Origin of the sequence: Crocosphaera chwakensis CCY0110 (assembly GCF_000169335.1) — a bacterium.
GTDB classification, from domain to species: domain Bacteria; phylum Cyanobacteriota; class Cyanobacteriia; order Cyanobacteriales; family Microcystaceae; genus Crocosphaera; species Crocosphaera chwakensis.
On the sequence record NZ_AAXW01000013.1, the window covers coordinates 56,071 to 82,057 of the forward strand.

The following is a 25,987-nucleotide window of genomic DNA, read 5'->3' on the forward strand; positions in this document are numbered from 1 at the left end:
CCTTTTTACAGGGGACTGTTTTATTGTTCACTGATAAGATTATTTCCCCCTGTTTGTACTTGCCATAACCCTGCATAAATGCCTTGTTTTTCTAATAGTTGTTCATGGGTTCCTTGTTCGACAATTTTTCCAAATTCCATAACATAAATACAGTCTGAATGACGAATGGTAGATAAACGATGGGCGATCGCAATAGTAGTTCTTTGGGCGGTAATTTTGTCTAAGGAACGGGCGATCGCTGCTTCGGTTTCGTTGTCGACGGCTGAGGTGGCTTCGTCTAAAATCAAAATCGGTGGATCTTTTAAAATTGCTCTAGCAATAGCAATTCTTTGGCGTTGTCCCCCGGATAATTTCTGACCCCTTTCTCCAACAATCGTATCGTATCCTTGATATAAGTTTTCAATAAATTCATGGGCTTCTGCTAATTTGGCTGCTTCTCTAATTTCAGCATCTGTAGCGTTAGGATTTCCATAGGCAATATTTTCTTTTACGGTTCCATGAAAAAGAAACACATCTTGACTGACTAACCCGATTGCTTTGCGTAAATCACCTAAAAAAATGTCCTGAATATTGATATCGTCTAAGGTAATTTGGCCGTGATCAATTTCGTATAATCTGAGTAATAATTTTACCAAGGTACTTTTTCCTGAGCCAGTAGAACCCACCACACCAATACGATGACCGGCTGGAATTTCTATATAGAGATTTTTCAGAATGGGATGACCTTCTTGATAAGCAAAAGTAACGTTTTCAAGTTTAATTTTTCCTTTTATGGTTTCTCTAGGTAAAGCGACGGTTCCTGTATGAATAGTTATAGGTGTATCTAGTAAGTTCATTACCCGATTTGTCGAAGCCATTGACCGTTGATACAGGTCTAAGGTTTGTCCTAATCTGGTTAATGGCCATAGTAACCGTTGGGTCATAAACACTAAAACGCTATAAGTTCCGACAGCTAATTTACCCTCAACGGCTTCCATGCCACCGTATAATAAAATAGCAGTAAATCCAGCTAAGATAACAATTCGTATTAACGGAACAAAGGCTGCACTAAAAGCGATCGCTTTTTGATTACTTCTACGATAGGCTTGACTATCTTGCCGTAATCTTTCTAACTCATAAGCCTCTGTTGTAAAACTTTTAATGGTGGTAATTCCGCTTATATTATTAGATAAACGACTATTCAATAAACTTACTTTTTCCCTAACGTTGGCATAACGAGGGGCTAATAATTTTTGAAACTTAATAGAACCCCATAAAATAAAGGGGATGGGTAACATAGCCATCCAAGCGGTTCCTGGGGTGACAATAAAAAAGGCTGCACCGATAATAATAACGGTGGTAATTACCTGTAATATTTCATTGGCACCGATATCTAAAAAACGCTCTAATTGATTAATATCATCGTTTAAAATCGATAAAAGTAGTCCTGTGTTTCTTTCTTCAAAATAGGCTAATTCTAACTCTTGTAAATGTCCATAAGCATGAAGTCTTAAATCGTGTTGAATATTTTGAGCTAAATTACGCCATAATCTTTCATACATATATTGGAATAAAGATTCTAATCCCCAGATAATAATGGATAAAAAAGTTAAAATTAATAATTGCACAAAAACATCTTTAAACCCTAATTGTGCAATTAAAGAATCTTGTTGTTGTACTACGACATCAACCGCAGCACCAATTAATACTGGGGGAGCTAAATCAAAGATTTTGTTAATAATAGAACAAGCGATAGCTTTCCAAATAAGGGGACGATAGGCTTTTGCATATTCAAAAAGCCGTTGCATAGGATGTTCATTATTATGATAATTTTTTCTTTTAGACATAATTTTTAATTCTAAATTTCAAGCAACTGTTTGTGAATAAAAAATAAATTTATTCAACGTAGGAAAGTTAAGTTTTTGGTGATGTTCTGCATTATCATAGCGAAAAATTCAATTATTCTGCTTATCCATGTATTGATAACTATACATTTTTCTATCCATAGCAATTTCAACATACACGAATTCTCAAAAATAAAGTAAAGAATTGTCTTGTATTTTCATCTTTCTTTTGACAAAACCTTCGTAAAGCCCTCTTTTATCTTCTTCTATTTAAAATGATTTAATTATTGTAGAGAATTGAATCAACTGATGAATTTGTTTAAAATACTCTTCAATCAACAAAATAAATGCCCTCTATAGAATCTTTTCCTTGTTGTAGATGTTCTAAGATTCTAAATTCTCCAATCGACTCATCAAAATCAAAATTATGAGGTAATTTATCATTATTAAATCGATTAATAAATTCTTCGGTTGATAATTGATTATTTTAATTGATTTTTAAATTAAACCTTAGTTACATGATCTTCGAGTTTGATTAAATTCTGGTTCTTGCCAAGAAAAAGCAAAATGACTAATCGATTTAAGTTGCGGAAATGCAGTGCGAATGGCATTCATTTGGGTTTCTAACGCCGGACGATTATCTTCAGCTTTTCCCCAAGATCCTGCGATCGCAGGTGTAATTTTTGTTTGCGATGAAGCCATTTTAAACACTCGTTTTACCTGTTCTACAATACAATTAGCATCTTTGCACAAGCCATAAGCCATCGGATGAAACTCTAGAGATGGAGAAAACTGATCCCATGCTTGCAAACGGGAGTCAAACCCCTTTTCTCCCACCAATCGATTACCATCAGGAAAGAAAACAGCCCCAGACTGAATACCATAGCGTTTAACGATTGATTCTGCAAAGGAAACAAAGTTAACTACCCCTTGAGCTGCATGGGCAACCACTAAATACCAGATTTCGTCCTTTATGCGTTGATATCGGACATTTAAGGGTTGATTGAAGGCGGTGTCTGGTATGGTTCGACCTTGCCATAAAGGGACGGTTTCGTTAGAATACAATCGGTCCACTTCTTTGATATCGTTAACGGTAAGATAGCCTTTGGTGACATAGCGATGGATGAGATCCCGACCTTTATTATTCGTTGCGCGATCATACAATGTTTGCAGAGATGCTGGACTATAAATCCACAAGTCTTTGACCTTTCCTGCTACTGACTGGGTTCCAGTTCCTCTAGGATAGCGTACATAGTCAAATAAAACTCCATCTGGTCGCCGTTTGAGGACAGCTTCTAGTAACCTGTAATAGTCAGTTTGAGCCTGACGGTTATAAGGATCAACAAACGCCTGAGACTGATCGTGAACATAGGTGGTGCTATCTTGTCCCTTGCCATTCCTAGCCAAAACTTGTTGGCGATCGCTTCTTTGGGCGTAGGCGTAACCAAAATTAAGGGTAAATAGCCAGGCATACATTTTTAAGCCTCGTTCCCGTCCTTTTTTGATGATTTGGTCTAATAAATCGACGTTTTCTGCCCCTGGTGTTCTGACAACGGTATCCCAAGGGGTGGGGTTATCTGCTGGTGGTAGGAGTACCTGACTATTGGCAAAGGTTTCAATATAGACGGTGTTATACCCTTTACTAACAATACGATCTAATACTGCATCGATGGAACCTGGACGTACATCACAAGGGTATAATCGTAACCAGATAGCTTGTTCTTGGGGCCAAGTTTGTTGACGACAACGGCGTAATTCTAAGGCGTGTTTTTGGATTAAAGTTTGATAGGTTTGTTGGGCTTGGCGATCGCCTTTTAAAGCAGCTTCTAAGAGGTTTTCTTTTTGGGCGATCGCTTGGGGAGACAGTTGACAATAATTGCTTGCTGTGGCTGTTTTTATGGAGAATAACGGGAAAATACTGTTACTGAGGGTGATTAATAATCCTATTATAGGATAGATTAATTTTTGAGAAAGCGATCGGCCTTTCATTTATTTTTACTTTCTAGCTTCATTATGATGAATGGCTTTCTATCTTAACAAATTTTTTTCATTAAGTTCGGCTCAATTTCTTATTTCATCTATTATCACTACGATTTTTTTTTCTTATAAAAGATTTAACAGAATCTCTAATCTTCTCTTTTCTAATTCTTCGGCTTTCTAGGGAGACTCTGTTTAAAAATGTAATAATCCTTGCTCATTTTTTAATCCCATTGGTTTGGCGATCTCTGGTAAACTCTCCCTTTTTATATCACTTATTATTCCGAGATGAAGATATTTAAAGGCTTCATAGGCTCTCACTTCTATAAATAAATCTCTGTAGAGTTAACCGTAAGTATCAACACATTTTACCGTCATTTGGGAGAGCGAGACTTAAACATATTCCCTGTCTTGCTTTCAGACTTTTTTCTTCATTGTACCTCTTCTAGAGTGATGAAAGAGGGATAGTACGGTAAAATTGGATAAGTCTTCGATAAATCCCCTTACTTTACCTAAAATATGTTAGTCAAAAAAAGAATTGATTATTATCCTATTACCATAATTCTGCTAGTTTTGGGGATAGATTTAGTCGTTTTTCTATTTAGCCCTTCAGCGTTGTTACCGATTATTTGGATGATAGTTAGTCTCAATATTAAAGGATGGATTTGCAGTTGGAATCATAATCATCAACATTATAATTTCTTTACTGTGCCTTTGGCTAATCGTTTCATTGAACTGGTAATGGGTTTGCAAACAGGAATTGTCGGAGAAGCATGGGTTCTACATCATACTCTTGGTCATCATCTCAATTATTTAAATCAATCTAAAGACGAATCTGCCTGGAAAACCCCTCAAGGTCGATTAATGTCTCGTTTAGAATATACCTTTAAAGTAGGTTTCATGGCATATCCGACAGCCTTGAAAGTGGGAAAACAGCATCCTAAATCTCGTAACAAATTGATTCAAAATATAGTGTTAACTGTTTTGATTTTAGGCTTATTATTCTCCAATAATTGGCTCAATACATTGATTATTTTTGTTGCACCAATGATCATATTATTGTTTATGGTTGTCTATGAAACTTATTATCATCATGCAGGTTTAGATCAGTTAGATCCTTATCAAGCAAGCTATAATATTACAGATCGCTGGTACAATTTTTTCACCTGTAATTTAGGTTATCATACGGCTCATCACCTTCAATGTGGTAAACATTGGAGTCAGCTACCTCAATTACACCAAAATATTAAACATAAAATTCCACCTCATTTGTATCGAGAAGCTGGTTTTCCTTTTAGTTTAATGACAAAAATTGAGCAGCAACTTTCACAACGCTTTTCAACAAATTAATAACGTCAAGGTATTATAAATTTAAGTCGAAATAAAAAGTTTTTTATTTCGACTTACAAATTTTTTCTGCGTTTAAAAATTAAATTATTAACTATTAATAGTTTGCTTGAGAAACCAATAAATATTAGTGACAGTTTGATCAGGCACATTTTGCCAGTTTTTGGGTACTAAGCCAGCATATTTAGTATTACTTGCCATTTGAATAATGTTTGATTCATACTGTTGTCTTAAATCACTATTGATTAGAAATTTAAGTTGATCTTGTAATGATAAAAAATGAGAACTAATTTTTAACTCATTATAAATTAATTGTTCTTGTGGTACTCTTTCTATGTAAGGATTCAGGTGGCAAATATTGACAAACAGGCTGACTGCGCTAAAGTAACGGTATGAGTCAAACTGAACCAGGAGTACAGTTAAATCCAGACGAATTAAACCAACTGTCAAAATCTGGGTTGGTACAAATTATCTTGGCTCAACAGAAACTTATCGAGCAGCTACAAAAAGAAATAGAAAAATTAAAGCTCAGTCGTAATTTAGATAGCCAAACCTCATCAAAACCCCCATCAACAGACTTATTGAAAAAGTCTGAGAAGGCTAAAACAACTGAAGACGATAAGGATAAGAAAAGAAAACCAGGGGGACAACCTGGACATAAGGGAAAAACAAGGAAAGGCTTTGGGAGAATTGACAGAATTCAAATCTTGCAACCATCAATATGTAGTCACTGTGGTCAAACAGAATTATTAATAGAACCAGTGAAAGTTGATTCTCAGCAGGTAGCACAACTGGTAGATAACCCATTGAGGTAGTAGAATATCATCGTCATCATTGTCGCTGTGGGCATTGTGGTGAAGTGACCAAAGCGAATTGGTCGCCCAAGACCGTCCCAGGACAAGATTTAGGAGTGAAGTTACAGCTTTTCTGGGATGGTTAGGGAATTATGGACATCTACCTTATGAAAAGCAACAAGAGATGTTGTGGGAGTTAGGGCAAATTGAGATAGGTATGGGGACCATCGTAGCCACCAATCAACGAGTAGAAACAGCCATTAATCCGTCGGTTGAACAATTATCCAAGTGGGTCAAAGTAGAACAACCCCCAATTCATGTTGATGAAACACCCTGGCCAGTGAAGGGAGTCAAAGAATGGTTGTGGGTATTTACCAATCAACTTTTCTGCCTGTTTCGGGCTGCTGATACTAGGGGGCGTAAGGAATTAGAAGATCAGTTAGGCCATGAATATGGTGGTGTTTTAAGTAGTGATGATTTGGGAGTTTACAATGGTTATACTGTTGTTGCTCAACAGAAATGTTTGGCACATTTACGCCGTCACTTTCAGCGATTAATAAAAACTCCAGGTCAATATAACAAAACCATCGGTCAAACTTTTCTCAAATTAATTGATGAAGCTTTCCGTCATTATCGTATTTGGCAAAACGATAAGAATAGGCATGGTTATCAAGTTTGGGCAAGACAATTCAAAGATAAGATAAAGATAGCCACAGAAGAATGGAAGCCTAAAGCCGGTTATGAAGCCGGAAAACTTTTGCGAAACCTTCGGCAAAAGGCAGAGCAATGGTGGTATTTTCTGGAGCATCCAGAGATCCCCCCTGATAATAATCTTGCTGAAAGATCCTTAAGATTAGCCATCACGAAACGGAAAGTTAGTGGGGGTTCAAGAAGCATGGAACGATTTAAACAAACAGCTAACTTATTGACGGTTATTCAAACTTGTCGTCGTCAAGAACGTTCGGTGATTGATTTTTTCGAGAAGTCATTAATAGCCAAAGTCGGTCATCCGAATTGTTTGTTTCCTTCCCTAATTCCTAACTTCTAGACCTGAATCCTTACCTTTCTATATCGAAAGTTTCTTTTTTGATAATAGGAAAATTATTGATATCTTGAGATGAATTATACAATAAAGCATCAACAGCAGTTTTCCAAGATTGTAAAAGCTTTAAGTCATGATTATTAATAGCTAAAATTTCAGGAAAAATAAAATCTAGTTCTTCTTGAGATTGACAATTATTGATTAAATCGATACAGTCTTTTTTTATAATGTCTTCTAATTTATATAGGCGATCGCTAACAACTTCATAAGCATCTTGTAATTGATAAGTAATAGTAATTGTTTGGTGAATTGCCCATGAGCATTCTTTTCTACGAAGTTCTCCAGGAACATTTATATTTTTTAATAGCTCTGTGTTGCTGTAAGTTTTCAACGCATTAATTAACATTGCCCGAACATCAGTAATATTCTTGCTTCTTTGACTGATATCAGAAAGTTTGCAAGAATCTTTTAGATAGTCTAAAGCGTGTTGAAATTCATTATAAGCCTGGGATAAAATAGTATGATGATGACTAAATATTATATTTTCTTCCATCTTTTCGATACGATTAATAATCTCTTTATTCTCAGAACATAAAAATGCTTTAAGATCCAAAAATCCCTCTTTTACTTCTAGTCTTCCTTGTCTAACTTCTTCTCTTAATTTTAACAATTGATGTAAATTTACTGCTGATAAAATACCTCCGCTTACAACTCCTACTCCTATTAAGGAAGTGGTTGATTGTAATGCGAGAACACTTGTTTGTAATATATCCAATTGTTCGGTAAAATTATCTACAGTTGCTGTACTTAATTCATAATTTTCAGTCCCAAAGATTTTAGCAACAACTGCGTGACCACAATCTTCTGCTATTACTGTAAATAAAGTTTCTAAAGCAGAGAGACCTAGATTCAAGATTATAGGATTCATAAATTTTTTACTGATATAGGATAACTATAGATATAATTAAAGTACCCTAATCAAGAAAAGCAATTAACAGATGAACGAAAATTTTGCAAAATTTCAAAAAATCAATCAGTCTGTTGAACAATTACTTACTAATCAGTATAATTCTGTTGAGTCAGAAGAAATAAAAGATTCTGCAAAAAAATTAAAACAGTCCATTGAACCTTGTATTAATGAGTTAAAAGAATCAGCAAACAGACTAATGAGCTTGATTGAAGTATGTACTAAAAATTTAGATCATGCTAAAGATATTTGGGAGAGTAAAGAAAGAATTGTTAATGCTTCTCAAGAAAGAATATGGATACAAGTAGGAGATTTAACAGGAATCAAATTTAAGTTAAGAACACTAGGTCATGATTCTAAAAGATTAGCAATAGAAAAAGCAGAAAAATATACAGATAATTGGTTTAATAGTATTAAAATAAAACACTTTATTGATCCTAAAACAAATAAACTTCGGCAAAAAATAGGTTTATGGGATAAAGATAACTTTAATAATAACATAGGTGATCAATTCGATAACTACGTTTATCAAATTGATCACATTTGCTCTAAATATTTAGAGCAAATTTATTTAGAAGTTTCTAAAATTAATATAGCCCAATTTTAAAATGATTTTTTATTATTTGATAAACAATATGTTTCTTATTTATATGAAGAATTTGATAATAAAATTGATAAAATTAGTTATTTACATAAAAAACCATTTGAGTTATTTCTTTTTAACATTAAAAGACTAAATAATTTACAGACAATTTTTAAAGAGGATGTAAAGAAATGGAAAAATAGAATAGTCGGAGAAATAAGCTTAGAAGAGGTTGCAGAATTTAAAAGATGGTTATCTATTCAAAGTTCTGAACGTATTACAATAATTTTTGATGATCGAATTGATTTTACTACAAGCTTCCTCGAAACAGTTATTCAATTCTATAATAACTTATTAGAAAAACAAAACTGTTATCAACAAGAAAGTGAATATCAAAAAATTGCAGAAAAAGAATGGATTGAAAAACAAGAAGAAGAATTAAAAATGATTCAAGACAACTGTAAAAAAATTATTGATGAATCATAACTTAAGCCATTTTTAATTACAAAGCTTTATCAGGATCAATTTCTAACTCTTTTAAATTAGCTGTTAAGTGTTCAATTTTTTGCTGTACTGGAAATTTTATGTTATTTTACTTCATATTTATTTACAAAAATAATCTTTAAAGGTATTTCTTAAGACTGATGCAACTGTGATAAATAATAACTATCATACAAATATAATTGATTAAAAAAATTATAGTCAGTTATTGTTTATAGAAAAATTATTTTTTACAAAGTCATGTCTAGTTATTTAAAAGAAAAAATCACTACAGCTCTTGAAGAAGCAAAAAAAGAAGAAAAAACTTCTCCTGAAAATGTCAAAGAAATTGTGAAATCAACAATTTCTCAAGCAAATTTAGAAGTCAAAGAAGATTCTCAAAAAATTCGTTCTTTGGTTCAAGACATAGTTTCGGCTGTCATTGAAAATTCCCAAAATAAGGGAGAGGATATCAAGGAAGAAATGACCGCAACGGTTGAAGGAATTATTGAAAGCATAAGTAATTCTAAACGTCAGAATATTTCTAAAAATCAACAAGAAGTTAAACAGCTAGAGTCCAAAATAGCCCAAGAAGAAAAAGAACTGGAAAATAACATTGAGATGGTACTCAATGAAGTTAATGAAACAGGAAAAAATCACTCAAGCAACATCCAAGAAACAATAGAATCATCTATCAAGTCCATCCAAGATAGTGAAGAATTTGCTCTGATGAAAAGGCGTTATGCACAACTAAAAGCGAAATTAGCTGTTATTAGAGCTAACTTAGTTAGCCGTTATAGTGAACAGTTTGAAGATGTAAAACCCTATTTAGACGAGGCTAAGTCCTGGTATCAGCAAAGCCAAACAGAACCTGAATTATTCAACGAAAACATAACGGAGCAGCAGAAAAAGCTAGAAACTAAAATAGAAGAATCTGCCCGTACCCTGGCTCAAAAAGAGCGACATATTAAACAAGTTTTACGGGAATTATGGCAATCTTTTTCCGCCGAAAAATCTGATTAAAAATGAACAATGAATAATTATTCATTGATAACGATTGGTTCTAGTTGGTAATTATGCCATTGGTGTTGATAGAGTTCAGCAATATGATAATGAATAACGTATTGTGGAGGCTGACCTGCTTTAACTTCAATCTTTAGAAAAGAATATGGCCGTTTTTTATGAGAACCATGGCCATTACGACCAATAAATTTTAAAGAGCGAGCCACTTTATTTTCCAAACCTTGTTCGTCAGTTTCTTTGAGAATAGAACCTTCCCTGCGTTGACGGCGAAGACTGTGCCCACTACCCCCACAAACGAGCCAATGAATAAAAGAATCAGCTTGTTGTGTATTTTCAGTATAAAGATGTTCTAAACAGTGAGCATGGCCTGATAAAACTAAATCCACAATGCCACTGCCTTGGGGAATCTTGCCGATAATTTGAGCAACCTCATTAAAAACATAGCGTAGACGATGACGCACTGCCAGGGTTTGTCCTTGGTTCCACTTGGTCTTTTCTGTCACATAGGGTGGATGATGCAAATAGATAATTCGTCCTCGAATTTCAGGATTTTGCCAAGACTTGATCAATTGGTCTCTGAGCCAATGAAGTTGTTCAAAATCAATGCTGACTTGGTGTTTATCGAGCCTTTTATTGATATCTAATTGTTCTTCTTCAATTTGGTTGATTTGTCCCTCTTTATCATCTAAAATTTCTGCTTCTTCTGTGTTTTCAGGATTAAGAGATTGCATTTCTGTTAGAATTTTTTCTTTTCGTGTTTCTAGTTCTTTACGTCGTTTCACCAGTGAATGGCGCATCAGTTCCCCCGCTTTCGTATCGGGTAAAGGAGAGGGTGCATTAAAGGTATTAGAATCAAGGGCAAAAAAGTCGATGCCACCGTAAGAAAAAGTATAGTAACGATTTGGCAGACGAGTAAACTGTCCAGGTTGATAGGATAGACAACGATTACCATCAGTTGTTAGAAGATAGTGTTTATCTAAATGTTTGGCTAAAGAATGAGAGGACTTAATGTCAGCTAAATAATCTAAAAAAGCCCTACTGTAAGCTTGTCCTTTAAAAGAACCGTGCCAACCCACATCAAAATCAAATTTAATCGGTAATAGACGACGGACTCCCCAAGTGAGTTGAGAAAGGACTCCATAGACTAAGGGAAGATCATAATAATCGTGGTTACCGAGAACAGGCAAGAAGGGCAATTTAAAGATTAACTCATCATAGGCAATTTTTTTAGGAGATTCACCACCTACTAAATATTCTTTGTAAGGCTTAATAAAGTTTTTGTAGTAATATTCTTTTGAACCAACTTGATAAACGACATCTCCTGTATGAAGAATAAAATTAGCTGACTGTTTCAGCATCAATTCAGCAATTTGTCTTTGAGGATGATTGTCATAATGCTGTCCACAACCGCTATCACCAATCACTAAAAATGAAAAGTCTGGATTATTTCTATTACTGTCTTCAATTAAAAGTTTTGTTTGGTCAATGGCACGTTCTTTGATTGCCGATTCTTGCCATCGAACTCTCTGCTTCATTTCGTTAATCTTAACCGAAATTGAGGGATCTTTAACGAATTGCATATAACAGCTTCCTAAAACAAGGTGTAGGATTTATTGTGGATGAGTCGAGTATATTCTCATAACCAATCAAGTTATCAAACCCCTCTTATTGTTTCGATGAGGCAAGATTACTCTTAACTTAAAAGATATCAACTTTTACATAAGATATCAACTTTTAATACTATCTCATGAAAAAAATTTTAGGAGTCTATATATATTAAAAAGATTACTAAAAAATAAGGTATTATCTAATCCTTGGATAAAACGATACATACTATTCTTTAAAATGAGAATGGCTGTGGAAACACTCACAATAGGGATCATCGTCACTATAATAGGTAAGCTAGAATACCCAAACAGCGATCGCTATATCTCAACATGAGTCAACAGCAACCCCTCAGCCAAGTATTAACCCAAGCCGTCCAAAACTTGGTTAAATCAAACCCCAAAACAAAAGTATTAAAAAAAGGGGTAAAAATCCCAGAAATAAGGGTCAAAGAAAGCCCAAAAGATAAAGTAATCACCTATGCTTTGATTGGCGATCGCTACATAATGGGTCGGAGTTCGAGACACACAGACATCAAAATACTTAACCCCATTGTTAGTCAAGTCCATTGTTCTTTGCATCGAGATCAAAAAAACCCTCGTCACTTCATTATCAAAGATGAAAATTCTACCAATGGGATCTATCTAGGAAAACGACGGGTTAAAAATTTATCCCTCCGTCATGGAGACACTATTACGTTTGGCCCCCCCGAATTAAATGATATTGCTACGTTAACCTACCATAATCCACCCCCAAAATGGATGCAGTGGCTACAGTACAGTTTTTATGGCACCGGATCACTGATTACCCTATTAATTGCCTGGTTATTGTGGGAAACTAGCAAAGTTAACGTCCATCCCTTACCTTCTGGAGTGAGTGGCCCAGTTGTCGTTTACGCTAGGGATAGAGAAACTCCTCTCAGTCCTCTTAGTGACGATCCTCACCATGAAATTGAGCGTCTAAAGGACTTTTCTCCTCATTTGAGTAAAGCTGTCATCGCTTCCGAAGATAGTCGCTTCTACTGGCATTTTGGCGTTGATCCTTACGGAATTTTAAGGGCGGTAATAGTCAATTTTAAAGATGATGGTATTCGTCAAGGGGCCAGTACCCTCACTCAACAACTCGCCCGTAGTTTATTCCCAGAAGTGGGACGGGAAAACACCGCACAACGTAAAATCAGAGAGATTATTGTCGCTTTAAAATTAGAAGCGGTTTATAGTAAAGATTTTCTGCTCAAAACTTACCTTAACCGTGTTTATTTAGGTGTCGGTAACTATGGGTTTGAAGATGCGGCTCAATTCTATTTTGATAAGTCGGCCACTGAACTTGATATTGCCCAAGCAGCAACCTTAGTGGCGATGTTACCAGCCCCGAACTTATATAACCCCGTACAAGATTATGACACTTCGGTACAGTTGAGAAATCGGGTCATTGATCGCATGGCAACCTTGAGAATGATCTCCCCTGAAGAAGCAGCCCGGGCCAGGCGATCGCGTATTAACATCAGTCCCGAAGCCAGAAAAGCTTTAGCCAACAGTAAAGCGCCCTATTTCTACGCCCATGTTTTCCAAGAGTTACGCCAATTATTAGGGACAGAAATTGCTAAAGAGGGTAACTTTATTGTAGAAACTGGACTCGATTTAAACAGACAAGCATTAGCCGAAAAAAAGTTACAAGAAGCGGTTAAAACCCAAGGGGCAACCTACGGCTTTTCTAACGGGGCCATGGTGACGTTAGATACTCGTACCGGGGAGATATTAGCCCTTGTGGGAGGTACAGACTACAAACAAAGTCAGTTTAACCGTGTCACCCAAGCCAAACGACAACCCGGATCAACCTTTAAACTGTTTGCCTACGCTGCGGCCCTAGAAAAAGGAATTTCTCCCGGAAAATCCTATAGTTGCGGTGGCATTAGATGGCAAGGCCAAGCCTATAAACCCTGTGAACGCAGTAGTGGGGCAACGGATATGTATGGAGGGATGGCACAGTCGGAGAATACCATCGCCTTACAAGTAGCCAGAGAAGCCGGGTTAAACCGTGTGGTCGATGTTGCCCAACGGTTAGGAATTCAATCGGAATTACAAGCCGTTCCAGGGCTAGTTTTAGGGCAGAGTGAGGTCAGTGTTTTAGAAATGACGGGGGCCTATGCTGCGGTGGCTAACGACGGTTTATGGCAGCGTCCCCATGCCATTCGTCGCATTTTAGACGGGGGGGACTGTACTAATAATGAGGACTGGCGCACCTGTCGAGAAATTTATAATTTTCAGACCGATAATAGTGCTAGACAACAGGCCATCTCTCCCCAAGTTGCCCAAACCATGACCAGTATGTTGCGAGGTGTTATCAGTAACGGAACCGGACGCGCTGCCAGTGTTGGGTTAGGGGAAGCAGGAAAAACTGGCACCACCGATCGCGCGGTAGACCTTTGGTTTATCGGCTATATTCCCCGTAATAATTTAGCTACAGGGGTTTGGTTGGGGAATGACGATAATTCAGCTACAAAAGGCAGTAGTGGTCAAGCGGCGGCCCTTTGGGGAAACTATCATCGTCCTTAGTGATTTGAGTTCGGGGTTAGGAGTTCGGAGGTCGGAGTTAGATCATATACAAGGAAATAATGGGTATTCTATTGTTAGCCTTTGAGCTTATCGCGAATTCACGTTAAGTTACAAATCATTCAATTTTATTTTTTATGATATTGTAATTATTTTCTTAAAATTATGAGTGTTTCTTCATCAATTTCAATAGTTTTATATACGTCTGGTTTAACTTTTTATCTTGTCTGGGGTTATACCCTAATTCCTAAATTCTATCAGGCAATTTTTAACAAAACATTTGGTTTTAAAAATGTTTTTCTGCTTATTGGTTACTTATTACCTTTCGTTTTAATTGATTATTTTCTATCCAATTATCCAGAGCAATATACCTTCATATCCATTTATTTAAGCATGGGAATAATATCTTGGTTGACTTTGTTTTCAAATATAAAATATAAAAATAACTTAGGTGAATTATTATTTACTTCTTGTTGCATACAAAGAAAACTTTATTTCACCATTCCATTAACATTGATCTATTTATGGGTGATTTATAAATATGTACTTGTTTTCTTTCAAGGATCTGAATCAGCCTTTGCACCAGAAATATTTGGAACACAAATCAATCCCTATTTATATTCTATTTGTCAACTTTTCCTTCTTCTGTCCATAATGATTAACTTCTATGTAACTAGCTGGAATAAACTAGAAATTAGAAGTAAAGGTATTTGCTATTTTTCTGCAATTGTCTGGCAAGATATTGTCGGTTACGATTGGTCAGAAGAAAAAAATAATCTATTAATTATTAAACATCTTAATGGCGATAAAAAAGAAATATAATCAAAAATAAGGATACATCCAGAAGAAAAAGAAGAAATTAATAGTATTTTTTATGAGAAATCGCAACTATTACTGACATCTTACACCAGTACAAGATAACTTAATAGCTAAAAAGAAGACAGTCAATTCTCAAGCAGTTAGCCTTAAAATAAAATACTTTTGCCTCTTGCCTCTTGCCTTTTGCCTATCCTCACTAGCTGATTTTATCGAAGGTGCAAGATATGAGTATTACCTAATAGTTAAATTAAGTGCAAAAAAGATTATAACTTTAGCCGTCGATGCGATCGCAAATATCAAGGAAACGTTTCAACTTCAAGACGGAGTAATTTCTTATATTGTTTTGTTGGGTTTCGTTCCTCTACCCAACCTACAAGATCAGCGATCGTACTGGTAATTAATAGACAAACGAGATATTACGATTCAATCCGTTTTATTACGTTTTGCTGCTCACTCTTGGCAACAATAATAAAGCCTCCTACTGTATCACGAAAAACTTTTGCAAGAGGCTTATTGAAATTTTACCTTTTAACTGACTTGGCAACTTTAGCCAACATTCGCAAAGCTTCATTTACCGAAGCTGAATCTGGAAAAACCTCTGCAACATCGGGATCGAGAATAACCACATTACTAGACTGGGTATAAGCTTCATAATATTTGCCTCGAACAACTCCTGAAAAATCATATTCAGGGCGCATTTCATCGGAGTTTGTTGATTCAATATTCTGATTCATACTTTTTTCTCTCCTTTGAGGTAGCTAAACGTGCGCTGATTATCCGAATTTAGTTATTTCTTTCAGTATGAGAAACCACCAATAACTTTCGAGTACGAGAAACTCCAATGGTCAAAAGACGACATTCTCCGACTGAGTGATCAGGATCAGAAATGGTAATGGCTAAAGGATCACCGAAAACAGTGACACCCTCTTCAAATGAGACATCGTGCTTTTGTAAGTTAGACCTTGCTTTGTCTGGATTCCATTGGAATTGCATACGTTAATTATAAGTCTTCTGGAGGAAAACCTTATTCCTTGCAATTAGTTGGGGTAGTTCGCATAACCCCTGTAAACACCGCTTCAGCAGGACCTGTCATATAGAGTCGGTTATCTTGTTCGGACCATTCAATGGTTAAACATCCCCCCGGTAACTCCACCGTACACAGGCGATCGCAATTTCCTGTCAAAACCCCTGCTACCACAGACGCACAAGCACCGGTTCCACAGGCCAACGTAATTCCTGCGCCTCGTTCCCATACCCGCATTTTCAGGTAATCAGACCGAACCACCTCAATAAACTCCGTATTCGTCCGTTCTGGAAACACTGCATGATGTTCAAACATCGGGCCAATGGTTTCTAAAGGAATCGTCGCCACATTATCCACAAAGGTAATACAGTGAGGATTACCCATACTGACACAAGTCACTGACCAAGACTGACCCCCTACTTCTAAAAATTGATTAACGACCTTTTCTTCTCCTTTGGTCAAGGTGGTAGGAATCTCTTTGGCCAATAAAAACGGGTTTCCCATATCTACCTTAACTTGTCCATCCTCTTCTAAACGAGGGATCATGATACCAGCTAGGGTTTGAATACGGTAGGATTTACCTACAGTTTCAATTCCTTCTAATTTAGCCAAGAAACGAGCCAAACACCGAATACCGTTACCACACATTTGCGGTTCTGAACCATCAGAATTAAAAATCCGCATAGTGTAATCAGTATTTTCGTCTCCAGGTAAGGCAAAAATCACCCCATCGGCCCCAATACCAAAATGACGATCGCATAACTTAATCGCTTCTTTTGAGGATAACAAAGGGATAGCATTGTGGCGATTGTCCACTAAAATAAAATCATTACCTAGACCTTGATATTTAGTAAATTCCATAATGACTTGAGGGAGGGTTATATAAACAATTATCAATTAACTTACAGAGAACAGCAAGCGATCGCCGATTATAATAATAATCGCTATCTATATTATGTCTAAAACTCATGAGCGAATTTGATACGGGGTTGCCCAGTGTTCGACAAATTCAAAAATATATTAAAGATAAACAAAAAGTTGTTATTCAACTTGCTACGGCAGAAACCATTACAGGGCAAGTTTTATGGCAAGATTCCCAATGTCTTTGTCTTAGTGATGAGTCTAATCAATCCCTATTAATTTGGCGACACGCTCTTATTTATATTAAACCCACTTCTTAGCTAGATAAAATTACTTCTTATTGGTGTCAAAAATAAGATTAATTTTATAGTTTTGAAACTTTTAATTCAATTCTGGGTAATCTTAAGAATAACTCGTATTCAAAGATTGCTCCACCTGTCAGCAAAAAATAAATCCTATGAGCATTCAAAAAATTGTCGAAAACGCATTACAAGATGGCTATTTGACACCCATAATGGAAGAAGAAGTCGGACGGATCTGTGAATCTGCTACAGACTTACCCATGGAAGAATATATGGCATTAGATCGCCTCATGGGGGCTTTATTAACTGGAGAAGTTAAAGCCGTGGCAAGAAAACAGTTTATTAATGTTATGGAAGAATTAGTCTTGAATGAGGCTATTAATCAAGTCGCTGAACAAGAGTCTAAAGAATCTTGTCACCTTGATATTGGCGATATTGCTGCTTATGCTCTCAACCGTTTACCCCCCCTTTATGCTACCACCCACGAAGGAGCAGATTATCAAAGACGACGGGCAAAAGAAGAATTACAAACTTTGATCGCTCAACAAGTCAGAGAAGGAATACAACGCTATTTTGAACGTCCTAACATTCCCAACCGACGACCCATCGAACAACAACAACGCGGTGATATTCTTCAAAATATGACTGATATGCTTAAATCTTTGGCCCCTGATTAAATAAAGTTCAAACTCATATCTTGTACCTTCGATAAAACTAGCTAATGAAAATAGGAGAATAAGCAAAAGGCAACGGGGTGTAAAAAAGGGGCTATTTTGCCCCGATCAATTAATCGTCCATTTGCCACGGTTCTAACAAATTATTTTCATCAAAAATCTTTTTAGGTCTTAAAATAATAATCACTTTACCTAATAAGGAAATAGCTGGTTGTTCAGCAAACCATTTAAAAGTTAATTCCTCTGCTTCCTCGATCAAAAAATAACTCTGATCGTCCCAGTTAGTTTGACTACGATCAATTAAGACTAATACTTGCTCTGGTTTTCCAGTTAAAGATTGAGGTAAGCGATCGCTTTGACATAAAATAGCCACTGGATCAACTGCCGTTAAGACAGCTTGCCAACTGGGTAAGGGAACCACAGACTCGGTATGATTACAGGTAACATAATTAAAGGGGCTAACAATCTCTAGTTTTTTGACTCCCAACACCTCATTTTTGCTTAAGGGAAGGGTTCCAGCCAAGGGAACGATCCTCGATATCTCTTCTTGGTTTTGGACACGATAAAGAGGCATTAAAGGTGCGCTGCGTTCAGGAGTAACTGTGAAGTCACTGAGCAACCTTTCGATCGCTTCTCTAGCTGTGGTAGAAACGGCGTATTTTAACCCTTTAGCAATCAAACGAGTTCTTGCTTGAAGGTCTTTTTTTTGCTTTGCTTGCTTCCAAGCTTGATAAGCCATAGCATCCCCAGGATGAAGGGTAAACCCAGGGGGAAGTTGAGGCATTAGGGAGAACGTTTGAAAGGTTTTAGCGGTTTCTCTGGTTTCGATGTGATCTAAGGTTTTATCCTTAGCTAATTGTGCCACGATCGCCCGTTGATTTTGGTTTAAGATCCGCAGTTCATAGAGTACATCGCTTTTCGGCCCACGATAGTAACTTAACAAGTCTTCGGATACTTCAGTATTAACTAAACTCTCGTACACTTGGGCAGCAACGATAATTAAATTTTGCTGGCTGGCTTGAAACCCCGTTTTTTCAAAGAGGGTTTGACTGTTATAACCTGCTTTTTGTAGCTGTTGACAGGTTTTCCCCCAGTCGACCCAGGTTCCTTCTTTGTGGAGAAGCGATCGCATTAATTCTTGAGCTTGTTCTTCAGAAAGTTGTGGTGATGTCTCTTCGGGGTGATGGTTCATCGACTATGTTTGTAGGATAAAGCTTTTTTAGGCTTTGGGCTGTAGACGCACAGATTTTTTACCCATAAGCTATAAGTTGTATTATAAACCAAAAGGAGACAAGCCACGCATTTCTGTTGACTAAATTTCAACGTAAATACTTATTCATCTAATTATCTTATTTAAGAAGATAAGTTTTCATGTATTCTATGTATATATAGTTTAGTAATCGGGCTAAATCTTAGGAAAAAATAAATGAGAATTGCCTATTTAATTAATCAGTATCCAAAAATAAGTCATAGCTTTATACGTCGAGAAATACTGGCATTAGAAGCACTAGGACTTCCGATTACAAGGTTTTCTATTCGTTCTTGCCAAGACCCCTTAGTTGATGAGGCTGATCAAGAAGAATTAGCTCAAACAAATATCATTTTAGATGTAGGATTTTTAGGCTTATTAATTAGTTTTATTAAGCTAGCCTTGAGTAGACCTAAACGTTGGTTAAATGCTTTTAAAATAACTTTTAAAATAGGTTTAAATTCCGATAGAGGACTAATGCTAAACTTTGCTTATTTAGCAGAGGCTTGTGTATTATTAGATCGATTTTCTCATTTAGAGATTACTCATTTTCATGCTCATTTTGGGACTAATTCTACAACAGTTTTATTACTCCATCATATTTTAGGAGGAGCAGCTTATAGCTTTACCGTTCACGGGCCAGAGGAGTTTGATAAAGTGAAAGCGATCGCTTTACCTGAAAAAATAAAAAGAGCAGCTTTTGTTGTTGCCATTAGTTCTTATGGAAAAAGTCAACTTTATCGGTGGTGTGACTTTAAAGATTGGGATAAAATAAAGATTATTCATTGTGGGGTTGACGAAGCTTTTTTTTCTCTTCCTTATCGACCCATTCCTGAAAAACCTTGTTTGGTTTCTGTCGGTCGTCTAAGTGAACAAAAAGGTCAATATTTATTAATAGAAGCTGTTAGTAAATTGGTAGTGCAAGGATATCAATTCAAGTTAATTTTAATAGGAGATGGAGAGTTAAAACAACCGATTGAAGAAGCGATACAACGCTGGAATTTGCAAGATGTAGTCGAAATTACAGGATGGGCAACTCAGACACAAGTAGCTGATTATATCTTACAATCTCAGGCAATGGTGTTACCGAGTTTTGCTGAAGGTTTACCAGTCGTTATCATGGAGAGTTTAGCATTAGGTCGTCCTGTCATTAGCACTTATATTGCTGGAATTCCTGAATTAGTTATTCCTGGAGAATCAGGTTGGTTGGTTCCTGCTGGTTCCGTTGAAGCCTTAGTTAGTACCATGAAAACCGTTTTAGATACTCCAATTTCTGAATTAGAAAACATGGGTAAAATTGGAGGTAAAATGGTAAAAGAAAACCATAATATTGCCCAGGAAGCACAAAAACTGAAATTATTATTTCAGTCTATTCATTAAGTAAAAAACTAACTTCATGACAATTATCATTGATTTCGGATTATTGAGCATTACTTGTCTTGTTTTTATTCCTTGTATAGTCCTATTTATAGAATGCTTAATGTCTTTATTTCCTTCAGTTAAAACATCAGAAATAACATTTGAAGATAATCCTGACTTTAAAATTTTAATTCCTGCTCATAACGAAGAAATTATCATTAAAACGACTTTAAACTCTTTATTACCTCAAGTAAAGTCACCTGAGCAAATTATTGTAGTTGCTGATAATTGTAGCGATCAAACTGCTGCGATCGCCCGACAATATAAAGTAACAGTTTTAGAACGTCAAGATGATGAAAACAGAGGAAAAGGTTATGCCCTTGATTATGGACTAAATTATCTCAAAAATCAGTCCCCGAATATTATAGTCTTAATTGATGCTGATTGTTATATTACCCCTGACACCATTAAAAAATTGGTTCATAAATCTTCTATTACTCAAAAACCTGTACAAGCTTTATACTTATTAGAAAAACCAGAAAATCCCAGTCCCAAAGATTTAATTTCTGCTTTAGCTTTTTTAGTTAAAAACCAAGTGCGTTCAACAGGCTTGTCTCGACTGGGACTTCCCTGTTTATTAGCAGGAACAGGAATGGCATTTCCTTGGCAAGCTTTAGAAAAAATTTCGTTAGCTAGTGGTAATATCGTTGAAGATATGCAGTTAGGAGTTGATTTAGCTTTATGTGGATATTCTCCTATTTTTTGTCCAGATGCTCAAGTCACTGGCATTCTTCCACAACAAAGTTCAGCAGCAAAAACGCAAAGAACTCGCTGGGAACATGGTCATATTCAAACTATTTTAAACCAAGTTCCTCGACTCTTAAAAGGCTCAATTGTTCAAAGACGTTTTGATTTATTAGCTTTAGCATTAGAATTAAGTGTTCCACCCTTATCTCTGTTAGTTATGTTGTTAATAGGGGGAATTATGATTACTATTACAGCAGGTTTATTTGGTGGTTCTTGGCTACCGAGTATAATTTTAGGGGTAGGGGGACTTTGTTTAATCTCAGGAATATTAATGGGTTGGGCTAAATTTGGACGTAAAGAAATTCCTGGTTTTGCTTTATTAACTATTCCTTTTTACTTATTATGGAAAATACCTATTTATTTTGCTTTTTTAGTTCGTCCTGAGTCACAATGGGTTAGAACAGACAGAGATTAAATGGTCAATAAAAAATAAGTTACAATTTAGAAGGGGGAACAACACCAATTTTGGTTAAGCTTTGATCGATATTTTGTATTAGTTCAAAATCTTTATTTCCTAAGTTATACTGAGGATGACGTAAACAATCAAAAGCTTGTCTAAATTGTTCAGGGTGGGCTAAAATTGGTACATGAAAATGAGCAGAAATAATCCGCTCAAATCTCCATTTTGAAACTCCATCCACCCAGCTTAAAACGTCTAATGGGTTACGGTTCAAAATAACTCCTTGTAAAATAGGTGCGACGAACAAAGGATGGCGATGAAGTTTTTCAAAGGATAATTTCCAGCTATCATCCCATTCAAAGGGAAAGAGTCCGAAATAAGCTTTTTTAGACCGCTCAGGGGACTTTAAAGACTCTTTCAAAACTTGACCCCAGTTAACTGTTCTTAAAGCATTAGGACGAAAATAGAGTGCAAATAAAACAATTCTTTGCCATCCTTTAATGCGGTTTTGTAGTGTATCTTCTATGGTTTCTAAAGCATTATCCCTAGCATGAAATAATAAAGGATAAGGATCGAGTTGCACAATGTCGGGGGGAGTTGCAGGAATAGAAATAATAGAATCCGTTAATAACAAAGTGTGCGATCGCTTATGATAAAAAGCCACTTCTTCAAATATCCCTAAACCCAAATCCAACGGACCTAAAATAGCATAATCAAATTCATCAGCAAAGGGAGTTTTATGACTTTCTAAGGGTAATTTTTGGGTTCGCTTTTGAGGTAACCCCAACCAACTCAAAGGAAGATTAAGGGGAAAACTCCATTGATCAGGAGATACAAAAACTTGTGCTTTTGGGAAACATCTCGCAAATGGACCGACAAATACTTTATGTTCAATGCCAGAAACTGTGGGTAATATGATATATTTAACCTCTCCATGAGTCACCACTAACTCATTAACCAGACGGATACATTCACGGGTGGGTGCAACCGGCGCATAAACCAAAAGTCCACCCTTAGCAAGTTTCACCACCGTCATACGAATGGGAACAACTACATAAAATATTCCTTGACATTGCTCAAAGGTCCAAATGGTATCTTTGACGACTTCTTTAAGAAGAGTGCGACGTTGACTATAGGGGTAAAGAGGAACCACCGGCCAAAATGGCCAAGATATATCTTGAGAACTAATATGAATTGGTGTTTCTTCTTCGTTTCTGATCCTGTTACTCCCACTCACTCTATTAATCTCCTCTTGTCGTCCCCAAAATTTTTACCTTAACAATTATATAATCTTGAGTCACACAACAAGAATTAAAAGCTATAAATAGAGACTTTGTCGAGTGGAGAGAATATCCTCATGCTTTTTTAGCCAAAGAGTAGATGGGAAGAAGTAGCATAGAAAACGTAATTATCAAGACTTCTTACCCAAGAATTAAACGATAAACCCTCAAAATTCTGCTACTTGTTTTGATTTTTCAGGAAAATTGGTTGTCTCAGGCTTTGGTTTTTCTTCTGATTGCTTTTCGCACTTAACTTTCGCTATTTTTAACTTCAAAAAGCTAGTAACCCCTGCCATACCTAAAATACATAATATTCCTAAAGGTTCTGGAATGGGAATAGATGTTAATGAATTGTTAACAGTGAGGAGTTTATCAGAAGAAACCGATGAGGTATTCTTTGTATCTATTTTAGTTAGGATAGTTTTGAGTTGGGGATTTTTTACATTTTCTAGCTGATTTATGCCATTATTTTTACTGAATGCCGATTGATTACAAAATGCTAAAGATAGAAAGGTAACAACAGCGATAATCTCTAATTTATTTACTATTTTCATTGTTCAAAAAAAAGGTGTTTGGTGGCAATTATAGGTAAGACTTCAGAAACCCCCCTGATATTTTAGGAATGCTTTAGATTTGGGAGGTAATGATGCTTGACTCTTCAGACAAAAAAGGATGTTATATCATAAGAAAAAGCTACGAAAGACAAACAAAATGAAAACTTCCCTACACGGTAAATCTTCTCATAAAAATACAGATTTGACACAAGAAACTTTACAATTAGAAGGAATGGGATGTGCTGCTTGTGCGAGTACCATTGAGACAGCAATCAATAAAGTTTCTGGGGTAGTAGAATGTAGTGTTAATTTTGCCTTAGAAAGGGGAACTGTTAAATACGATACTAAAACTACTGATTTAGAAACCATTCAAGCTGCTGTGAGTAAAGCAGGGTACAAAGCTTATATTGTAGAGAATAACAAAAATAATCAATCGAACGATATTGAACAACAAAAAAGGGAAACTAAACAAAAAGAATTAACACAAAAAGTAATTGTGGGTGCTGTTGTTAGTTTGATCTTAATTTTTGGATCATTACCCATGATGACAGGGTTATCTATCCCGTTTATTCCTCATTGGTTACATAATGCTTGGTTACAGTTGATTTTAAGTATTCCTGTCATTTTTTGGTGTGGAAAAGGATTTTATACAGGAGCGATCAAAGCTTTAAAACGTGGCACGTCTGACATGAATACTTTGGTTGCTTTGGGAACTGGTGCAGCCTTTTTATACTCTTTGTTTGCCACTTTTTTTCCTAGTTTTTTCATCTCTCAAGGCTTAAATGCTGATGTTTATTATGAAGCTGCTGTTGTTATTATTACCTTAATTCTACTAGGTAGATTATTAGAAAATAGAGCCAGGGGGAAAACATCAGAAGCGATTCGTAACTTGATGGGATTACAAGCAAAAACAGCAAGAGTGATTCGTCAAGGGGAAACTATAGATATTGCTGTAGAAGATGTAGTGATTGATGATATTATTTTAGTGCGTCCAGGGGAAAAAATACCGGTAGATGGCGTGATTATTGAAGGACAATCTACCTTAGACGAATCGATGATTACAGGGGAATCTATTCCCGTTGAAAAACAAGTAGCAGATGAGGTCATCGGCGCAACCATTAATAAGACAGGAAGCTTTAAATTTGAAGCCAAAAAAGTAGGCAAAGATACAACATTATCCCAGATTATTCAATTAGTAGAAGAAGCACAAAATAGCAAAGCCCCGATTCAGAAAATAGCGGATCAAGTAACTGCTTGGTTTGTTCCCGGAGTGATGAGTATTGCTGTTATTACCTTTATTTGTTGGTTCATTTTTGCTAAAAATTTATCTTTAGCAATGGTAGCAACCGTAAGCGTTTTAATTATTGCTTGTCCCTGTGCTTTGGGGTTAGCAACTCCCACATCTATCATGGTAGGAACGGGTAAAGGCGCAGAAAATGGTATTTTAATTAAAGGAGCCGATAGTTTAGAATTGGCACATAAAATTAAAGCCATTGTATTAGATAAAACAGGAACTTTAACCCAAGGTCAACCGACTGTTACTGATTATATTACCGTTGATGGAATTGCTGATAATAATGAGCTTAATATCTTAGAAATAGCAGCAGCTATTGAACATAATTCTGAGCATCCTTTAGCTGAAGCAATTGTTAATTATGCTAAGCATCAAGGAGTTTCTAATAACTTACCGAAAGTGGAGCATTTTGAAGCAATGGGAGGACAAGGAGTACAAGGAAAAATAAACGGAAACTTAGTACAAATCGGAACGCAGAAATGGATGGAACAATTAGGGATTAATACTAATGATTTAATGTTTCAAGCAAACGAATGGGAAAGTCAGGCAAAAACAACTCCCTGGCTCGCCATTAATGGGGAAATAAAAGGCTTATTTGCTATTGCTGATGCGGTAAAACCTTCCTCTGTTGAAGCGGTTAAAAAGCTCAAAAAATTGGGATTAGAAGTGATCATGTTGACAGGAGATAATCAACAAACCGCTCAAGCGATCGCTGATGAAGTGGGAATATTCCATGTCTTTGCAGAGGTACGTCCTGATGAAAAAGCGGATAAAGTGAAAGGAATTCAGCAATCTCAAGGTAAAATCGTCGCTATGGTAGGCGATGGTATCAACGACGCACCCGCACTTGCTCAAGCAGATGTAGGAATGGCGATCGGTACGGGTACAGATGTAGCTATGTCTGCCAGTGATATTACCCTCATTTCAGGGGATTTACAAGGTATTGTAACCGCCATAGAATTGAGTCGTGCTACCATGAAAAATATTCGTCAAAATCTCTTTTTTGCCTTTATTTATAATACGTTAGGAATTCCTATTGCTGCTGGTATTTTATATCCTTTCTTTGGTGTCTTATTAAACCCGATGATTGCCGGTGCAGCCATGGCCTTTAGTTCCGTTTCCGTGGTTTCAAATGCTTTAAGATTGAGGAATTTTCAGCCATAATTGGTGT

The 25,987-nt window shown here is 36.2% G+C and carries 21 protein-coding genes and 2 pseudogenes; 12 read left to right on the forward strand and 11 right to left on the reverse strand.

The window, feature by feature from the left end; all coding sequences use genetic code 11:
- Positions 1-20: 20 nt before the first annotated feature.
- From CY0110_RS10290 to CY0110_RS31645, 3 genes and pseudogenes are all read right to left on the reverse strand, one after another.
- Complete coding sequence (locus CY0110_RS10290) at positions 21-1,826, reverse strand: ABC transporter ATP-binding protein (protein WP_008275353.1); 1,806 nt, start codon at positions 1,824-1,826, stop codon at positions 21-23.
- 507 nt (positions 1,827-2,333) lie between these two features.
- On the reverse strand, positions 2,334-3,812 hold the full coding sequence (locus tag CY0110_RS10295) for a family 10 glycosylhydrolase (RefSeq protein WP_008275354.1): 1,479 nt from the start codon (positions 3,810-3,812) through the stop codon (positions 2,334-2,336).
- Positions 3,813-3,983: 171 nt separating this feature from the next.
- Positions 3,984-4,142 (reverse strand): annotated as a pseudogene (locus tag CY0110_RS31645) (IS701 family transposase); the annotation flags it as partial.
- A gap of 177 nt (positions 4,143-4,319) precedes the next feature.
- Here CY0110_RS31645 and CY0110_RS10300 point away from each other — a divergent pair.
- Positions 4,320-5,150 (forward strand): fatty acid desaturase, encoded by an 831-nt coding sequence (locus CY0110_RS10300; RefSeq protein WP_008275355.1) that lies wholly within the window; start codon positions 4,320-4,322, stop codon positions 5,148-5,150.
- Positions 5,151-5,539: 389 nt separating this feature from the next.
- Positions 5,540-6,989 (forward strand): annotated as a pseudogene (locus tag CY0110_RS10310) (IS66-like element ISCysp3 family transposase).
- Positions 6,990-6,999: 10 nt separating this feature from the next.
- Here CY0110_RS10310 and CY0110_RS10315 read toward each other — a convergent pair.
- Positions 7,000-7,911, reverse strand: a complete 912-nt coding sequence (locus tag CY0110_RS10315) for a hypothetical protein (protein ID WP_008275359.1) — start codon at positions 7,909-7,911, stop codon at positions 7,000-7,002.
- Positions 7,912-7,981: 70 nt separating this feature from the next.
- On the opposite strand from CY0110_RS10315, the gene CY0110_RS10320 reads away from it, so the two are divergent.
- Both CY0110_RS10320 and CY0110_RS10325 read left to right on the forward strand, forming a co-directional pair.
- A complete protein-coding gene (locus tag CY0110_RS10320) occupies positions 7,982-8,557 on the forward strand; it encodes a hypothetical protein (RefSeq protein ID WP_008275360.1) in 576 nt (191 codons plus the stop codon).
- Positions 8,558-9,274: 717 nt separating this feature from the next.
- Entirely contained in the window at positions 9,275-10,036 is a 762-nt protein-coding gene (locus CY0110_RS10325) for a hypothetical protein (protein WP_008275361.1), read from the forward strand.
- 17 nt (positions 10,037-10,053) lie between these two features.
- On the opposite strand, the gene CY0110_RS10330 is transcribed toward CY0110_RS10325, so the two are convergent.
- On the reverse strand, positions 10,054-11,616 hold the full coding sequence (locus tag CY0110_RS10330) for a metallophosphoesterase (protein ID WP_008275362.1): 1,563 nt from the start codon (positions 11,614-11,616) through the stop codon (positions 10,054-10,056).
- A 357-nt stretch (positions 11,617-11,973) separates the two neighbouring features.
- Here CY0110_RS10330 and CY0110_RS10335 point away from each other — a divergent pair, with 357 nt between their 5' ends.
- The 3 genes from CY0110_RS10335 (at position 11,974) to CY0110_RS10345 (ending at position 15,409) form a co-directional block, all read left to right on the forward strand.
- On the forward strand, positions 11,974-14,196 hold the full coding sequence (locus CY0110_RS10335; protein ID WP_008275363.1) for a PBP1A family penicillin-binding protein: 2,223 nt from the start codon (positions 11,974-11,976) through the stop codon (positions 14,194-14,196).
- A 162-nt stretch (positions 14,197-14,358) separates the two neighbouring features.
- Positions 14,359-15,015 carry a hypothetical protein gene (locus CY0110_RS10340; protein ID WP_008275364.1) on the forward strand — a complete coding sequence of 219 codons (657 nt, stop codon included), beginning with the start codon at positions 14,359-14,361 and terminating at the stop codon, positions 15,013-15,015.
- Positions 15,016-15,181: 166 nt separating this feature from the next.
- Complete coding sequence (locus CY0110_RS10345) at positions 15,182-15,409, forward strand: hypothetical protein (protein WP_035799087.1); 228 nt, start codon at positions 15,182-15,184, stop codon at positions 15,407-15,409.
- 124 nt (positions 15,410-15,533) lie between these two features.
- On the opposite strand, the gene CY0110_RS10350 is transcribed toward CY0110_RS10345, so the two are convergent.
- Genes CY0110_RS10350 through dapF form a run of 3 tightly spaced genes read right to left on the reverse strand, consistent with a single transcriptional unit; the run spans position 15,534 to position 16,897 of the window.
- Positions 15,534-15,746: a hypothetical protein gene (locus tag CY0110_RS10350; protein ID WP_008275365.1), complete on the reverse strand. Its 213-nt coding sequence runs from the start codon at positions 15,744-15,746 to the stop codon at positions 15,534-15,536.
- A 49-nt stretch (positions 15,747-15,795) separates the two neighbouring features.
- Positions 15,796-16,005, reverse strand: a complete 210-nt coding sequence (locus tag CY0110_RS10355; RefSeq protein WP_008275366.1) for a BrnT family toxin — start codon at positions 16,003-16,005, stop codon at positions 15,796-15,798.
- Between the two features lie 31 nt (positions 16,006-16,036).
- Positions 16,037-16,897: a diaminopimelate epimerase gene (dapF, locus tag CY0110_RS10360; protein WP_008275367.1), complete on the reverse strand. Its 861-nt coding sequence runs from the start codon at positions 16,895-16,897 to the stop codon at positions 16,037-16,039.
- Between the two features lie 107 nt (positions 16,898-17,004).
- Between dapF and CY0110_RS10365 the strand changes: the two genes are divergently transcribed.
- Together CY0110_RS10365 and CY0110_RS10370 are read left to right on the forward strand one after the other, a co-directional pair.
- Positions 17,005-17,217, forward strand: coding sequence for an Hfq-related RNA-binding protein (locus tag CY0110_RS10365; protein WP_008275368.1), 213 nt, complete (start codon positions 17,005-17,007; stop codon positions 17,215-17,217).
- Between the two features lie 137 nt (positions 17,218-17,354).
- Positions 17,355-17,876, forward strand: a complete 522-nt coding sequence (locus tag CY0110_RS10370; RefSeq protein WP_008275369.1) for a late competence development ComFB family protein — start codon at positions 17,355-17,357, stop codon at positions 17,874-17,876.
- Positions 17,877-17,985: 109 nt separating this feature from the next.
- Here the strand turns inward: CY0110_RS10370 and CY0110_RS10375 are convergent, their stop codons facing one another.
- Positions 17,986-19,065 (reverse strand): RuBisCO accumulation factor 1, encoded by a 1,080-nt coding sequence (locus tag CY0110_RS10375; RefSeq protein ID WP_008275370.1) that lies wholly within the window; start codon positions 19,063-19,065, stop codon positions 17,986-17,988.
- Positions 19,066-19,299: 234 nt separating this feature from the next.
- Between CY0110_RS10375 and CY0110_RS10380 the strand changes: the two genes are divergently transcribed.
- Both CY0110_RS10380 and CY0110_RS10385 read left to right on the forward strand, forming a co-directional pair.
- Positions 19,300-20,502: a glycosyltransferase gene (locus tag CY0110_RS10380; protein ID WP_008275371.1), complete on the forward strand. Its 1,203-nt coding sequence runs from the start codon at positions 19,300-19,302 to the stop codon at positions 20,500-20,502.
- A 100-nt stretch (positions 20,503-20,602) separates the two neighbouring features.
- Positions 20,603-21,703 carry a glycosyltransferase family 2 protein gene (locus CY0110_RS10385; RefSeq protein WP_008275372.1) on the forward strand — a complete coding sequence of 367 codons (1,101 nt, stop codon included), beginning with the start codon at positions 20,603-20,605 and terminating at the stop codon, positions 21,701-21,703.
- A gap of 19 nt (positions 21,704-21,722) precedes the next feature.
- Here the strand turns inward: CY0110_RS10385 and CY0110_RS10390 are convergent, their stop codons facing one another.
- Both CY0110_RS10390 and CY0110_RS10395 read right to left on the reverse strand, forming a co-directional pair.
- The gene (locus CY0110_RS10390; RefSeq protein WP_008275373.1) at positions 21,723-22,925 is read right to left on the reverse strand and encodes a DUF4336 domain-containing protein; all 1,203 of its coding nucleotides are present in this window, start codon (positions 22,923-22,925) and stop codon (positions 21,723-21,725) included.
- Positions 22,926-23,135: 210 nt separating this feature from the next.
- Positions 23,136-23,522, reverse strand: a complete 387-nt coding sequence (locus CY0110_RS10395; protein ID WP_008275374.1) for a hypothetical protein — start codon at positions 23,520-23,522, stop codon at positions 23,136-23,138.
- A gap of 157 nt (positions 23,523-23,679) precedes the next feature.
- Here CY0110_RS10395 and CY0110_RS10400 point away from each other — a divergent pair, with 157 nt between their 5' ends.
- Positions 23,680-25,980, forward strand: a complete 2,301-nt coding sequence (locus CY0110_RS10400) for a heavy metal translocating P-type ATPase (protein WP_008275375.1) — start codon at positions 23,680-23,682, stop codon at positions 25,978-25,980.
- Positions 25,981-25,987 lie beyond the last annotated feature (7 nt).